This window comes from Nocardiopsis deserti (assembly GCF_008638355.1).
In the GTDB taxonomy this organism is placed as follows: domain Bacteria; phylum Actinomycetota; class Actinomycetes; order Streptosporangiales; family Streptosporangiaceae; genus Nocardiopsis; species Nocardiopsis alborubida.
In genome coordinates, this window is the sequence record NZ_ML703347.1 from 322,095 (window position 1) to 336,860 (window position 14,766).

Annotated in this window: 13 protein-coding genes and 1 tRNA gene; 10 read left to right on the forward strand and 4 right to left on the reverse strand. The window is 71.5% G+C overall.

Annotated features, from left to right (window positions below; translation table 11 throughout):
• Window positions 1-23 precede the first annotated feature (23 nt).
• Window positions 24-983 carry a sulfite exporter TauE/SafE family protein gene (locus FYW99_RS01435; protein ID WP_150249155.1) on the reverse strand — a complete coding sequence of 320 codons (960 nt, stop codon included), beginning with the start codon at window positions 981-983 and terminating at the stop codon, window positions 24-26.
• A 257-nt stretch (window positions 984-1,240) separates the two neighbouring features.
• On the opposite strand from FYW99_RS01435, the gene FYW99_RS01440 reads away from it, so the two are divergent.
• The 7 genes from FYW99_RS01440 (at window position 1,241) to FYW99_RS01470 (ending at window position 7,889) form a co-directional block, all read left to right on the forward strand.
• Window positions 1,241-1,786 (forward strand): histidine kinase, encoded by a 546-nt coding sequence (locus FYW99_RS01440; protein WP_317846867.1) that lies wholly within the window; start codon window positions 1,241-1,243, stop codon window positions 1,784-1,786.
• An 83-nt stretch (window positions 1,787-1,869) separates the two neighbouring features.
• A complete protein-coding gene (locus tag FYW99_RS01445; protein ID WP_150249157.1) occupies window positions 1,870-2,667 on the forward strand; it encodes a DUF4097 family beta strand repeat-containing protein in 798 nt (265 codons plus the stop codon).
• A gap of 22 nt (window positions 2,668-2,689) precedes the next feature.
• Window positions 2,690-3,655 (forward strand): ATP-binding cassette domain-containing protein, encoded by a 966-nt coding sequence (locus tag FYW99_RS01450; protein ID WP_150249160.1) that lies wholly within the window; start codon window positions 2,690-2,692, stop codon window positions 3,653-3,655.
• Window positions 3,652-4,443 (forward strand): ABC transporter permease, encoded by a 792-nt coding sequence (locus tag FYW99_RS01455; protein WP_150249163.1) that lies wholly within the window; start codon window positions 3,652-3,654, stop codon window positions 4,441-4,443. The genes FYW99_RS01450 and FYW99_RS01455 overlap by 4 nt, the downstream gene beginning before the upstream one ends.
• Before the next feature lie 127 nt (window positions 4,444-4,570).
• The gene (locus FYW99_RS01460; RefSeq protein WP_150249166.1) at window positions 4,571-5,785 is read left to right on the forward strand and encodes a cytochrome P450; all 1,215 of its coding nucleotides are present in this window, start codon (window positions 4,571-4,573) and stop codon (window positions 5,783-5,785) included.
• 365 nt (window positions 5,786-6,150) lie between these two features.
• Complete coding sequence (locus tag FYW99_RS01465) at window positions 6,151-6,684, forward strand: DUF4365 domain-containing protein (RefSeq protein WP_223838630.1); 534 nt, start codon at window positions 6,151-6,153, stop codon at window positions 6,682-6,684.
• 167 nt (window positions 6,685-6,851) lie between these two features.
• Complete coding sequence (locus FYW99_RS01470; protein ID WP_223838631.1) at window positions 6,852-7,889, forward strand: hypothetical protein; 1,038 nt, start codon at window positions 6,852-6,854, stop codon at window positions 7,887-7,889.
• Between the two features lie 257 nt (window positions 7,890-8,146).
• On the opposite strand, the gene FYW99_RS01475 is transcribed toward FYW99_RS01470, so the two are convergent.
• Together FYW99_RS01475 and FYW99_RS01480 are read right to left on the reverse strand one after the other, a co-directional pair.
• Window positions 8,147-9,283, reverse strand: a complete 1,137-nt coding sequence (locus tag FYW99_RS01475; RefSeq protein ID WP_150249175.1) for a sensor histidine kinase — start codon at window positions 9,281-9,283, stop codon at window positions 8,147-8,149.
• Entirely contained in the window at window positions 9,280-9,954 is a 675-nt protein-coding gene (locus FYW99_RS01480) for a response regulator transcription factor (protein ID WP_150249178.1), read from the reverse strand. The genes FYW99_RS01475 and FYW99_RS01480 overlap by 4 nt, the downstream gene beginning before the upstream one ends.
• Before the next feature lie 279 nt (window positions 9,955-10,233).
• Between FYW99_RS01480 and FYW99_RS01485 the strand changes: the two genes are divergently transcribed.
• Window positions 10,234-11,778, forward strand: a complete 1,545-nt coding sequence (locus FYW99_RS01485) for a trypsin-like serine protease (RefSeq protein WP_150249181.1) — start codon at window positions 10,234-10,236, stop codon at window positions 11,776-11,778.
• A gap of 140 nt (window positions 11,779-11,918) precedes the next feature.
• Here the strand turns inward: FYW99_RS01485 and FYW99_RS01490 are convergent.
• Window positions 11,919-12,003 (reverse strand) — tRNA-Leu (locus FYW99_RS01490).
• A gap of 144 nt (window positions 12,004-12,147) precedes the next feature.
• Between FYW99_RS01490 and FYW99_RS01495 the strand changes: the two genes are divergently transcribed.
• Both FYW99_RS01495 and FYW99_RS01500 read left to right on the forward strand, forming a co-directional pair.
• Window positions 12,148-13,470 carry a M20/M25/M40 family metallo-hydrolase gene (locus tag FYW99_RS01495; protein WP_150249184.1) on the forward strand — a complete coding sequence of 441 codons (1,323 nt, stop codon included), beginning with the start codon at window positions 12,148-12,150 and terminating at the stop codon, window positions 13,468-13,470.
• Window positions 13,471-13,693: 223 nt separating this feature from the next.
• Window positions 13,694-14,728, forward strand: coding sequence for a hypothetical protein (locus tag FYW99_RS01500; protein ID WP_150249187.1), 1,035 nt, complete (start codon window positions 13,694-13,696; stop codon window positions 14,726-14,728).
• Window positions 14,729-14,766 lie beyond the last annotated feature (38 nt).

The window sequence follows — 14,766 nt, forward strand, 5'->3', positions numbered from 1 at the left end:
GGCGCCCCGCGCCGGGGCCTCCCTCAGGAGGCGGTGCCGGAGGACCGCCGCTCCTCCTGCTCCGTGTCGCGCGCTGTGTCCGGCTCCGCGCCCTCCTCCGGTACCGCGGGGGCGGTACGGCGCTCGACGAGGTGGGCGCGCAGCGACCAGGCCACGGCGCCGGTCCACGCCGCCCACACGAGCACGTGGACGGCCGTCTGGAGTGCCGGGGGAGGGGACAGCCAGTCGGTGCCGAGCAGCGTCCGGGTGTTGGTCAGCACGATCAGACCGCCGACCAGCGAGCCGAGGATCCGGGGCGGGATGTAGCGCACGATCCAGGCGGCGATCGGCGCGGCGATGATCCCGCTGACCAGCAGCGCGAGCACCCAGCCGACGTTGATCCCGGCCGCGCCCAGCCCGACGAGGAAGCCGAGGCTGGCCGCGAGGGCGACGATGAACTCGCTGGTGTCGATGGTGCCGACGACCTTGCGCGGCTCCATGCGCCCGCTGGCCAGCAGGGCGGGGGTGCCGACCGGGCCCCAGCCGCCGCCCCCGGTGGCGTCGACGAACCCGCCCACCAGACCGAGCGGCGCCAGGAAGCGCCGGCGCAGGGGCTTGTCCAGGTTCCGGGTCGGGGTGCCCCACGCGGTGAAGCGGATGAGGATGTAGAGGCCGAGCGCGAGCAGGATGCCGGACATGACCGGCTGGGCGGCCTCGGTGGACAGCCAGCTCAGGAAGGTCGCCCCGGCGAACGAGCCGACCGCGCCGGGCAGCGCGATGCGCCGGACGACCTTCCAGTCGACGTTGCCCAGGCGCCAGTGCGAGACGCCCGAGGCCAGTGTGGTGCCGATCTCGGCGAGGTGGACCGTGGCCGAGGCCGCGGCCGGGTTGGTGCCGAAGAGCAGGAGCAGGGTGGTGGAGGTGACGCCGTAGGCCATGCCGAGGCTGCCGTCGACGAGCTGGGCGAGGAATCCCGCGACGGCGAGGAGGACGAGCGTGCGCATGTGGGCCTTCCGGTGGGGAGGGATACGCGGGGGGCGGTGGAGGTCGGCGCGGTGTCCGGCCCCGGACCGGAGCACCCGGGGCCGGGCCCCCTCGGCGCCGGATCCGGCGCCGACCTGGCGACGGAGGTAAATCTACCATGTTGGTAGGAATAGTGGGCAAGTAGAGGCGTCAGGTGGTGGCGCGGGCGGGCGGGTGTGGCGTCGGGCTCGGGCGGTGGGGCTTGACATGACGTCATTATTGACGCCATAATGACGTCATGGATTTGATGCCGTACGTCGACGAACTCCGCCGCCAGCTCCAGGTGGCCGCCGAAGCCGGGAGTGAGGACACCCGGGTCATCGCCGAGCGCCTCAGTGCAGCCCTGGAGCCCGCTGCACGGCTGACCCTGCTGGACGCGCTCTCCGCCGCCGCGGACGAGATCACGCGCGACCTCGCGCCCGGCTCGGTCGAGGTCCGGCTGCGCGGGCGGCAGACCGACTTCATCGTGACGTCACCCGATTTCGAGGACGCCGAAGATGATGGCCTGTCGACGCCGCAGGCGCGCCAGAGTGACGTCACAGAGGTCGACCGGGTCCTCGCGGAGCAGCTCCGGGCCGACGCCGAGGACGGGGGAACGTCGCGGATCACCCTGCGCCTGCCCGACCGCCTCAAGCCGCACGTCGAGGAGGCGGCCCGCGGCGAGGGGCTGTCGGTCAACGCCTGGCTGGTGCGCGCGGTGACCGCGTCGCTCGACAGCGGCAGGCGCCGACCCGACACCCGGGCACGCCAGATCGGCCGCGGCTACACCGGCTGGGTCCGCTGACCGGACCCGGCCGCCGGACCTCCACCACCACCGCGTCTCCCACCAGCGGAGACGACCACCAGCGCCACGTCAGGGAGACAGCCATGCCAACTTTCGACACCCCCGAACCCGTCACCGCCGACATCACCCTGGTCGCCGGAAACCTCCAGATCAGCGCCGGAGGCCGCACCGAGACCACCGTCGAGGTCCGCCCGCGCGACGAGGCCAAGGAGAGTGACGTGCGGGCCGCCGGGCAGGTCGAGGTCGACTACGCCGGAGGCCGCCTCCAGGTGAGGGACCCCCAGCCCTCGGGCCTGGGCCGCGTGATCGGACGCAAGGGCATGGTCGACATCACCGTCGAACTGCCCGCGGGCTCGCGCGTCCACGCCACCGGCGGCTTCGGCAGCGTCCGCTGCGAGGGGCCCCTGGGCGCGTCCGAGATCGCCCTCTCCCACGGAAACATCGCCGTGGACCGCGTCACCGGCAACGCCGAGCTCACCACGGGGTACGGCTGGATCCGCGCGGGGGAGATCGGCGGCTCCGCCGTGGTCAAGTCCACGGGCGGGGCCCTCACCCTCGGCACCGTGACCGGAGACCTGCGGGCCAACTCCGCGCACGGTGACATCACCGCCGACCGCGCCCTGGCCTCCGTCACCGCGCGCACCCACCACGGCAGCATCCGACTCGGCCAGGTGGTCCGGGGCGGCGTCGACATCGAGACCGCCTTCGGCGAACTGGAGATCGGCGTCCGCGAGGGCACCGCCGCCTGGCTGGACGCGGTGTCCAAGAAGGGCGTCGTGCGCAGCTCCCTGGAGGCCGCCGAGGGACCCGGCCCCGCCGAGGAGACCGTCGAGATCCGCGCCCGCAGCGTCCACGGCGACGTCATGGTCCACCGGTCCTGAACAGACAGAGACGAGACCGCACATGAACCAGCAGACCCCCCGTTCGGCCGTCACGGTCACCGGACTGCGCAAGTCCTACGGCGACCACACCGTGTTGGACGGCGTCGACCTGGAGATCCCCGCGGGAACCGTGTTCTCGCTGCTGGGGCCCAACGGCGCGGGCAAGACCACCATCGTCAAGATCCTGTCCACGCTGATCGGCGCCGACGGCGGCCGGGCCCGGGTCATGGGGCACGACGTGGCGACGGAGCCCGACGCTGTGCGCGCCGCGATCGGTGTCACCGGGCAGTACTCGGCGGTGGACGGCCTGCTCACCGGCCGCGAGAACCTGACGCTCATGGCGCGGCTGCACCGTCTGGGGCGGGGCCGCGCCGCCCGGCGCACGACCGAGCTCCTGGAGCACTTCGACCTCGCCGACGCGGCGGGAAAGCCCGCCTCCACCTACTCCGGGGGCATGCGCCGCCGCCTCGACCTGGCGATGACCCTGGTCGGCGGGCCGCGGCTGATCTTCCTCGACGAACCGACCACCGGCCTGGACCCGCGCAGCCGCCGGGACATGTGGCAGATCATCCGCGACCTCGTGGCCGACGGCGTCACCGTCTTCCTCACCACGCAGTACCTGGAGGAGGCCGACCAGCTCGCCGACCGCATCGCGGTCCTGGACCACGGCACGATCGTGGCCGAGGGCACCGCCGCCGAGCTCAAGCGCGGCGTCCCCGGCGGCCACGTCCTCCTGCGCTTCACCGAGGCCGAGTCGCTGGAGTCGGCGGCCCGGGTCCTGGGCGGCGAGGCCGACGCCGACGCGCTGGCGCTCAGGGTGCCCGGCGGAGGAGGGGTCGCCTCGTTGCGCGACCTCCTGGACCGCCTCGACACCGCGTCGATCACCCCCGAGGAGCTGTCGGTGCGGACCCCGGCCCTCGACGACGTCTTCCTCGCGCTCACGGGCCACCGGAGCGCCGACGACAACGCACGGAAGGCGAACCGATGACCGCCCTCACCCACGCCGTCGGCGACTCGGCCACGATGGTGTCCCGCCAGCTGCGGCACATGCTGCGCTACCCGTCCATGACGCTGCTCCTGGCCGGGATGCCGATCTTCTTCCTCCTGCTGTTCGTGTACGTCTTCGGGGGCGCGATGGGCCCCGGCGCGGGCGGGGCCGCGGCCAGCCGCGCCGACTACCTCGACTACATCGCACCCGGGATCATCCTGATCGCGGTGGTGAGCGCGGCCCAGGGGACGGCCATCTCGGTGGCGATGGACATGACCGAGGGCATCATCGCCCGGTTCCGCACCATGGACATCGCCCGGGTGTCGGTGCTGACCGGACACGTCGTCGGCAGCCTGGTCCAGGCGATGCTGAGCGCGGGCATGGTCACCGCGGTGGCGCTGCTCATCGGGTTCCGGCCCAGCGCGGGACCGGCGGAGTGGCTGGCGGCCGTCGGCCTGCTGGCGATGGTCTCGTTCGCCCTGACGTGGCTGTCGGTGGCGCTGGGCCTGTTCGCCAAGACCGTTGAGTCGGCCAGCAACCTGCCCATGCCACTGCTCTTCCTGCCCTTCCTCGGCAGTGGCTTCGTGCCGACCGAGACGCTGCCGAGCGGCCTGCGCTGGTTCGCCGAGTACCAGCCGTTCACGCCCGTCATCGACACGCTGCGCGGGCTGCTGACGGGCACCGGGACCGGTGACAGCGGAGTCGCGGCGGTCGCCTGGTGCGCGGGCATCGCCCTGGTCTCCTACCTGTGGGCCAGGAGGCTGTACAACCGCGACCCCGCGGCCTAGCCCGGCCGCGGAGACGGACGGCGACCGGTCCGGTCGGCCCGGGTGCCGACCGGCACCCGGCGAGGACGACGACGCGACGCGGTCCCCCGGCCGTGTCGGACCCACCACCACCAGACGAGGAACGGCCATGAGCGAACCCCTCCACACCGTCACGGCGCTGCCCACGGCGCGTCGGCCCGGCTGCCCCTTCGACCCGCCCGAGGAACTGCTCCGGGCACGCGAGCACGGTCCCATCAGCCGCTACGCCTTCCCCGACGGCCACCAGGGCTGGCTGGTCACCGGATACGACCTGGTCCGGTCCGTCCTGGCCGACCCGCGCTTCAGCTCCCGCAAGGAGCTCATGCGCCACCACCCGCTGATCGACTACGGCGACATCGAGGTCCCTCCGGCACCGCCCGGCGAGTTCCTCCTCATGGACGAGCCACAGCACGGGCGCTACAGGAAACCGCTGGTGGGCAGGTTCACCGCGCGGCGGATGCGGCTGCTCACCGAGCGCGTCGAGGAGATCACCGCCGAGCACCTGGACGCCATGGAGGCGGCCGGGCCGACGGCGGACCTGGTGACCGCGTTCGCCAAGCCCGTCCCCACCATGGTGATCTGTGAGCTGCTGGGGGTGCCGTACGAGGACCGGCGCTCCTTCCAGGAGAACATCGACAAGTTCATGAGCGGGGAGACGAGCGACGAGGAGCTGACCGCGGCCTACACCGCGACCCAGCGCTACCTCGCGGAGCTGGTGGCCGCCAAGCGCGCGAACCCCACCGACGACGTGCTCAGCGACCTCACCGACAGCGACCTGACCGACGAGGAGCTGAGGGGTATGAGCCTGGTCCTGCTGGCGGCCGGGTTCGACACCACCGCGAACACCCTGGCGCTGGGCGCCTTCGCCCTGCTGCGCGACCCGGCGCAGCTGGCCGCGCTGCGGGCCGATCCCGCGCTCGCCGACCGTGCCGTGGAGGAACTGCTGCGGTACCTGAGCGTGGCCAAGATGTTCACGAGGACGGCGCTGGAGGACGTCGAACTGGACGGCCGGACCGTCGAGGCCGGTACGACGGTCCTCCTGTCGCTCAACACCGCCAACCGCGACCCCGAGCGCTTCACCGACCCCCACGTCCTCGACGTCGGCAGGCGCGAGGGCGGGCACCTGGCCTTCGGCCACGGCGTCCACCAGTGCCTGGGCCAGCAGCTGGCCCGCGTCGAGATGCGGGTCGCGCTGCCCGCGCTGTTCGACCGCTTCCCCACGCTGCGCCTGGCCGTGCCGGCCGAGGAGGTCGAGGCCGGGCTGCGTCCGGAGACCGCGGACCTGCACGGGCTGAAGAGCCTCCCGGTCACCTGGGACGTGTGACCGCGAGCCGGTGACGCGCGGGGTCGCGGCCCGGACACGGACGAAGGTCCCGCGAACAGGATCTTCGTCCGTGCCGGAGGGGGTGTTCCGACCGTTCCCCCGAGGGCCCGGACCCGCTGGCCCCGAGCCCTGGTCTGTCGCTCGGCAGGCGGCCAGCTGGAACGGGCCCTTTCCGCTGAGCTGCCGTCGCCGCCGTTCTGGGGCTGGTCGTGATCGCGGCTGTGGTGTCCTGCTCCCCGTATGTACGAGCTCGTCCCGCTCCACAGCGGACCGGAGTGGCGGGTGTGGCGAAGTGGCTACAGTGGTGTCGTACATCTCAAGGCTTCAACGGGAGACGGATGGCCGCGGTCGACGACGAAGGTCCCATGGGGAAGGAAGACCTCGTTGACGGCCAACTGCCCATGAACGCCCGCCAGGAGCACTTCAGCCTGGCCTTCACCCGTCTGGTGGCGTACACGGCGGGCTGCACCATCAAGACGCACGAGACCGACTACGACGGTGTCGACATCACGTTGGCCTCGGCCGCCGAGTACAAGCGCTTCTACGCTCCCCAGTTCGAGCTTCAGCTCAAGTGCACGACCCAGGCCCGTTACCTTGCTGACGACCACATGGCGTGGCCGATGAAGGGGAAGCCCTTCCGGAAGCTCACCAGAGGGAAACGGTACGTTCCGGCCTACCTCGGAGTCCTTCTCGTTCCGGAGGACCCCGACCGCTGGCTCTCGGTGGACGAGCGCGGACTGGTCACCGAGAGCAGGATGTACTGGCAGGCCGCGACCGAGCTCGTGTCGACGGGCGAGGTCGGCCAGACCCGGACCGTTCACCTGCCGCGCAGTAACCTGTTTACCCCGGAGCAGCTTCTGGGCATCATGAAGAAGCTCGGCGAGGAGGGAGGCTTCTGATGACCCCCACCGCGCCTGATTCCCTCAGCGAAGCGGCTTCTCAGCTCACACCTCAGTCGGTATCCCGGTTCCTGGCGACACACGGATGGGAACTGGAGGGCAGACAACCGGGTATTCGAGAGATCTGGCGGTTGGACCAGTCTCCCGAATTCGGTTCTGCTCGTGTCATGCTGCCTCTCGCCACAGATTTCGTGGACTTCCGAGCCAGATTCAAGGACGCCATCGAATCTCTCTGTCATGTGTACATGACAGATGCTGTTGAGTTTCGGGAACGCGTCACCGCGACACATTCAGACATATTCTTCGTGCGCATTAACCAACCAATGTCGGATGGATCGATACCCTTCCGCCAGGCCGGAAGTACAGTCGATTCCCTGTTCAGGATGCTGAAGGCGGCGGCCACGACAGCCGCTGGTCCTCTCCATTCCCACAGGGGTCGGAGGCCTGCGATCGTGGCCGACTTCCTGGATGAGAGCGTCCGACTGGGGCAGACGAAGCAGGGAAGTTTCGTCTTCACCGTCTCGGCGTTGCTCGGAGATGATCCGCCAGAGGACGGAGAAAGCGGTGAATCCGCTGGTCCTCCGGCGTTCGCGCGACTCGTGATGGCCACACTCGCCCGTGGGCTGGAGTCCGCTCGTCGCCTGGCCCTGCACTGGGACGAGCGTGTGCTCGACTCACCATCGGATCTCGGGCTGAGCGCGGCCCTGGTGGAGTCCATGGAGGAGATGACACGCCCGGACAGACTCCGCTCCGTGGACATCTCCTTCCAATGGGCGGCAGCGAAAGCGCCTCCTGACGTGGCCGAGTCCACCATAGTCCTCGACCGTGATGTCATCGTGGAATTGCCGCGCCTTCGTGAGCGCCTTGTGCGAAGGGAGGAACCGTCGCGCAGGATGACGCTTATCGGAATCGTGAAGAGTCTGGAGCGCGAGGAAACTCCACCGGGAGAGGAGGAGGCGGCAGACGTCACACTCCTGACCGAGGTGAGCGGGAAGACGAGAAACGTCCACGTGTCACTCGAAGGCGAGAACCATCGATGGGCGATCATCGCCTATCAGAGGAATCTTCCACTTGTTGTGACAGGTGACCTCTCCTTCGAACGCCGCGCCTGGCGGCTTTCCGGGGACATCGATGTGGACGCCAGTTTCCTCAGGCACTTCTCACAGACACATCCGTCTCCTGGCGAAGGTGGTCTGAACGCATAGGTGTATCGACCACCGAGGTCGATGGCCCTCGCCCTGGCTTGCACAGGTGAAGAGGGCCGCAGGGCCAGCGGGCTTCCTCCGTCCGTTCGGAGGCCTTCGAGTTCCGGCACGCGCCGCCCCGTCCTGCCAGTCTCTGGTGGCGAAGTCCTCGTATCCCAGGACGGAGGGCAGAGGGATCTTGTCCTCGGCCTCCCCGTCGGGGCGGGCGTGAGCGCCAAGGGGCCGGACACCGTGCCGCTCGGCCGCCGAGCGCCCCTCTACGGCGACTGCGCGAGGTGACCGCGCAGGCGGGGGAGCGTGACCGTGACGGTCAGTCCCCCGCCCGCGCGCGGTCGCAGGTCCAGTACGCCGCCGTGGACCTCGACCACCCGCGAGACCAGGGCCAGGCCCAGCCCGTGGCCCGCCCCGGCCCCGAACCTGCCCTGTCCGCGCAGGAAGGGTTCGTGCAGCCGGGCCGCCGTCTCGGCCGTGTGGTGCGGGCCCGTGTTGTCGACCCGCAGGACGACGCCGTCGCCGGGGGCGCGGTCGGTGCTGACCGAAGCCGTCCCGCCCCTCCCCACGTTGTGGCGCAAGGCGTTCTGCACCAGGTTCTGCGTGAGCTGGGTGAGCAGGGTCGGATCGCCGAGCGTCGGCGCCGACGCCGACGCGAGGTCCAGCCGCACCCCCAGACGTTCGGCCTCCGCCGCGCTCTCGGCCACGACACCGCGGGCGACGCCGGCCAGGTCGACCGGTGCGGAGACGGCGGTCACGGCATTGGCGTCGGCCAGCCGGAGGAGGGCCTCCGTGAGCTCGATCGCCCGGGCGTTGGTGATGCTGAGCCGTTCGACCAGGCGTGGGACGTCCTGTCCCTCCGGGTCGCGGCGGGCCACGTCCAGCAGGGTCGCCGTCACGGCCAGCGGGGTCCGCAGCTCGTGGGAGGCGTTGGCGGCGAAGCGCTCCTGTGTCTCGAACGCGTTCTCCAGGCGGTCGAGCATGTGGTCGAAGGAGTCGGCGAGCTCCCGGAACTCGTCGTTGCGTCCGGAGAGCCGGACGCGGTGCTCCAGACGCCCCGCGGCGGCGATCCGGACGGCCTCGTTGAGCTGGTGCAGAGGACGGAGCACCCATCCCGCGAGGAACCACCCGCCGACGAGCCCGATCACGGCCAACACCACCAGCACGGCCCCGGAGACCATGATGACGGCGTCGAGGATCTGCCCGCGCGTGGGGACGACCAGGCCGCCGGAGTCACGCGGGTTGGCCGCGGTGAGCGGGTAGTCGGGGACGTAGCGCAGGACCACGTAGACCCCGGCCAGCACCGCCAGGCCCGCCGCCACGAGGAACCCGGCGTAGCTCAGGGTGAGGCGCAGGCGCGCGCTGCCCCTCCGCACGGGCGGGCCGGGGACGTGCGCGCTCACCGCGCGTCCCCGGGGGCCGCGAGCCGGTACCCCGCTCCGGGGACGGTGACGACGGGATCCGGAGCGCCCAGGGCCCCGCGCAACTGCGACATCGTCACCCGGGGCGCGCTGGTGAACGGATCGGCGTTCTCGTCCCAGACCTTCTCCAGCAGCGTCTCGGAGCTGACCACGCCCCCCTCCGCCCTGATGAGCACCTCCAGGACGGCGAACTGCTTGCGGGTCAGCCTCAGACGGCGTCCGTCCCGTTCGGCCTCCCTGCGGTACGGGTCCAGGCGCAGGCCGCCCCATTCCAGCACCGGCGGAACGGACGCCGCGGGCCTCCTGGCGAGTGCGCGCAGGCGCACGACCAGCTCCTCCAGGGCGAAGGGCTTGGTGAGGTAGTCGTCGGCGCCCAGGGTGAACCCGTCCACCTTGTCCCGTAGCCGGGTCGCGGCGGTGAGCATCAGAACCCTGGTCCCGGGGTGGTCGCGGACGACCGCGGCACACACGTCGTCGCCGTGGGTCCCGGGGATGTCGCGGTCGAGGACGATCGCGTCGTAGTCGTTGACCGAGGCGCGCTCCAGCGCCTGGTCGCCGTCGAAGACGATGTCGGCGGCGATGGCCTCCTGGCGCAGCCCCGCCTGGAGCGCCTCGGCCATGAAGACCTCGTCCTCGACGATCAGCACACGCACGGCGTCCCCTCCCGCTCCGACCGTTGTCACATCCCGGCACGTCCCGCCGGCGGTGCCGGGTCCCCGAGACCCGGATCCGTGGCCGTTCAGCATAGGTCGGGGCCTGTTGCGAAAACGTTGGGTGCCGGTACGCGCACGTGCGACGCCCCTTCCGGCCACCCGGTCGCCTCGCGTCCGGGTGGTGGGCCCGCCGCCGCGGGAACGCCCGGGGCACACTCGGGGGGTCCGAGGACGAGGACGAAACATCCGCGCAACAACCGCCCTCCTACGGTCAGGCGCATGAGAAGTCGTACTCTCCTTTCCGGTCTCGTCCTGGCGGTGACCGCGACCGTGGTCACCGCGGTCCCCGCGCATGCCATTTTGGGAGGAGGCCCGTCAACACAGGCGTATGCGTTCATGGGCTCGTTCCAGCCGGACCACCCCGCGCCGCCGCGCCCGGACGGCCACGGGTGCGGGGTCGTCGTCCTGGCACCCCAGTGGGTGCTGACCGCCAGCCACTGCGCCGGTAGGAACCCGACCAACGCGCAGGTGGGCGTTCCCCAGGGCTGGAGCGTCCGCGTCGGGTCGCCGGACTCCGACTCCGGAGGCGAGGTGGTCCGGGTCGACCACTACTACCGGCTGGCCACGAGCAGGGACGAGGGAGGGTTCTGGGGCAGGGACCTCGCGTTGCTGCACCTGGAGCACCCGGTCGAGGCCGAACCGGTGCCCGTCGCCTCGGCCTCGCCACCGGCCGGAACGCCGGTGCGGATCATGGGCTGGGGGATGACGTGCGACGACACCGGGGACCCGGACTGCTTCCCGACACGGTTGCAGGAGGCCGACACCGTGGTGCAGCCGCTCTCGGTGTGCCCCGGCGCCGAGGCCGTGGGCGAGTTGTGCGTCGGCAGCAGGGACGGAAGCGTGGCCGCGGCCAACATGGACTCGGGCGGGCCCGCGCTGGTCCGCGAGGACGGCGCGTGGGCGCTGGCCGGGGTGGTCAGCGGCCCCAGCGGGGACGGGGCGCCCACGCTGTTCACCGACGCCACCCGGCACACCGGGTGGATCGACGGCGTCGTCTCCGGTACCGCCGTGCCCCCGGACGACGAGATTCCGGACGTGGGGGGCATGGTGGACCTCCAGGGCTGCGTGGGCTCGGTAGTGCGCACCCCGGTCTCGGAGCCGGACGCGCCAGCGCTGATGCTGACCAACGGCCACTGCGTACAGGAGGACTGGCCGGCGCCGGGAGACGCACTCGTGGACCGGCCCGCCGACCTGGAGGTGCCCGTAGCCGGTCCCCAGGGCTATCCCCGGGTCACCGCCCGGGCCGAGCGCCTGGTGTACGCGACGATGACCGGGACCGACGTCGCGCTCTACCGCCTGGACCGGACCTATGACCAGCTGGAATCGCGGGGTGCGAAGGTCTTCGAACTCGGCACCACCCCCGTGCGCCCCGGCGACGGGGTGACCATGGTTTCCCCCAGCACCCGCTCGGACTGCTCCGTCGAGGCCGTGCCCGCGCACCTGCGCGAGGGCGGCTACCAACAGGACGACCCGATCCGCTACGCCTCCGGCGAGGGGTGCCTCCCCTATCCCGGCCTGTCCGGCTCGGTGCTGTTGGCGCCCGACGGTTCCACCGTCGTGGGCGTCCACAACACCCACAACAGGGACGGTGAGGAGTGCACCGACAACAACCCCTGCGAGGTGGACGCGGACGGAAACGTGGCCTTCGAGCAGGGACGTGGTTACGGCCAGCAGGTCCACATGGTTCCGGCCTGCCTGACCGACCGTTCGGAGCTGGACCTGTCACGCCGGGGCTGCGCCCTCACCGGTGCGGCGTCCGCCTGAACCACCCTGGTCGACTGGTCTGACGCGCCCTGGGCCGCGACGGCAATCCCGTTCGCGGTCCCGGCGCGGCCCACCACCCGGTACGCCCTCCGTCGCGGTCCGGGCAACAAAAAAGGCCCTGCGAGCAGGGCCTTCGTTTGTGTCCGAGGGGGGACTTGAACCCCCACAGCCTTAACGGCCACTAGCACCTCAAGCTAGCGCGTCTACCTATTCCGCCACCCGGACCGGGCGCGCTCGGCGCTCCCGCGCCGAACACGTCAACCATAGCAAAGGTCGAACACCACCCGGACCATGTTTTCCGCCGGTGGAAGACATGGCAGGGTCGGTGGAACAGTAGGGCGACAAGGTGCGGCTGGACGGGAGCGTCAGATGGCGGAGCCAGGCAGGGAACTGAGCGCGGCCGAGGTCGAGGTGGTCGACCTGTGCCGGGAGCTCATCGAGTTCGACACCTCCAACTACGGCGACCACTCGGGTCCCGGGGAGCGCAAGGCGGCCGAGTACGTGGCGGCCAAGCTCGACGAGGTCGGCGTCGAGTCGAGGATCTACGAGAAGCACCCGGGGCGCAGCAACGTCGTGGCCCGGATCACGGGGGAGGACTCCAGCCGTCCCCCGCTGCTCATCCACGGCCACCTCGACGTCGTCCCGGCGGCCCCGGAGGACTGGACCCACCACCCCTTCGCGGGCGAGATCGCCGACGACTGCGTGTGGGGCCGCGGTGCGGTCGACATGAAGGACATGAACGCGATGGTCCTGGCGATGCTGCGCCAGCGCCTGCGCGAGGGCCGCCGCCCCCCGCGCGACATCGTGCTGGCCTTCCTCGCCGACGAGGAGGCCGGGGGAACCTGGGGCGCCCAGTACCTGGTCAACGAGCACCCCGACCTGTTCGCCGACTGCGACTCGGCGATCAGCGAGGTCGGCGGCTTCTCGTTCACGGTGAAGGAGAACCGGCGCCTCTACCTCATCGAGACGGCCGAGAAGGGCATCGCCTGGATGAAGCTGACCGCGCGCGGCACCGCCGGGCACGGTTCGATGGTCAACACCGACAACGCCGTCACCGAGTTGGCGGCGGCCGTCGCCAGGCTGGGCGAGCACCGGTTCCCCGTGCAGCTCACCCCGACCGTGCGGACCTTCCTGGAGGAGATCTGCGAGGAGTTCGGCATCCCCTTCGACGATCGGGACGTCGACGCCACGGTCGCCCGCCTGGGCCCCATCGCGCGCATGATCGGCGCCACCCTGCGCAACACCCTCAACCCCACGGTCCTGGGCGGCGGCTACAAGGCCAACGTCATCCCGGGCGAGGCCACCGCCCAGGTGGACGGCCGCTTCCTGCCGGGTACCGAGGACGCGTACTTCGCCGAGATCGACCGGCTGCTGGGCCCCAAGGTCAGCCGCGAGTTCATCCACCACCTGCCCGCCGTGGAGACCTCCTTCGACGGCGGCCTGGTCAGCGCCATGTCGGAGTCGCTGCTGGCCGAGGACCCCGGGGCCAAGGCCGTCCCCTACTGCCTCTCCGGGGGGACGGACGCCAAGAGCTTCTCCCGCCTCGGGGTGCGCAACTACGGTTTCGCCCCCCTTCAGCTGCCCCCGGAGCTGGACTTCGCGGGCATGTTCCACGGGGTGGACGAGCGCGTCCCGGTCGAGGGCCTCCGGTTCGGGGTCCGCGTCCTGGACCGTTTCGTCGGGTTGAGCTGACCCCGGGCGCTTTGCGCCGTCCCCCCAGCCGAACCGCGCCGAGAACTTTTTCGGCGCGGTTCGCAATCCGGCCTCCCATCACCGAGCGTGATGTTAGTGTTGCTGTGAGTTCGACGGTGCTCGGCTCCCCGTCCGCCTTCGCGGGCGCGGAACGGCACCGGCGTGTGACCGTGGCGGGACCACCGCGCGGGACCGTCCAGTAGCAGCGAAACGGGGGGCATCCATGGTGCTCGCGGGCAAGGAGTGGCTGGTCTCCAGTCGCGCTGCCCGCATCGCCCTGAGCCCCTGCGCCCGGCTGCTGCTCCTGTCCGGCATCGTCGCCGTCGCATGGCTGGCCGGGGGGATCGGTGTCGCCCACGGCGAGACCACCCCCGAGTCCGGTGGCCTGGTCGACCGCGTGCTGGAGGTCGGCGACGAGGCCGGACGCACCGGACAGGCCGCCGCCGAGGAGATCCGCGGCGCCCGCCTCTCCGACGCCACGGCCCGGACCGCGTCGGCCACGGAGTCGCTCACCGACACCGTGGTGCCCCAGACGGCCGCTCTTCCCGCCGACACCCTGCACGGGACCGGCGTGATCGCGGCCCTGGAGCGGACCAGGACCGGATCCGCCGCCAACAGGGCGGTCGAGGACACCACCCGGGCCGTCGACGAGACCGCGCGCGGCGCGGGCGACCTCGTCGGGGGCCTCGCCCGCACGGGCCACGACATGGTGGAGTCCACCGACCGTTCGCTGCGTGACAGCAGCCTCGTGGGCACGGTCTCGGAGGGGCTCACCGAGTCCACCCGGGCCGTCCAGGACCGCATCGGCGGCTCCGCGGGTACCGCGGCGCCGCTCGGCCTGCCCGTTCTCGGCGGCGCCGACGAACTCTCCCCGTCCGCGTCCAAGCGCTCCGCGTCCGACGAGGACGACGGTTCCGACGCCGAACGCGACGGGGACCGCACCGGTGCGGTGACGGCCGTCCACGCTCCCGTGGACCCGTCCGTCTGGCACCGGGTCGCCGACGGGGGCGCCGACAGGGCGCCGACCGACGACGACCCCGGTGAGCGCATCCGCCTCATCGCGGGCGGCGGGTACCACCAGGCCGGAGCGGACGCCACCGGCGCCGCGGCTCCGTCCTTCCCCGCGCCCGGTGCCGCCGGGTTCCTGACGGCCCGAGCCGACCACCTGGCTCCCCGGGCCCAGCGGGTCGCCCTTCCCGGCGACCCCACCCTGGTCGTCCGCGACGCCGCGGACGACCCCTCCTTCGCTCCCGACTAGCCGCGTCTTCCACGACCGCGGCCGGTCCGTGCGCTCCT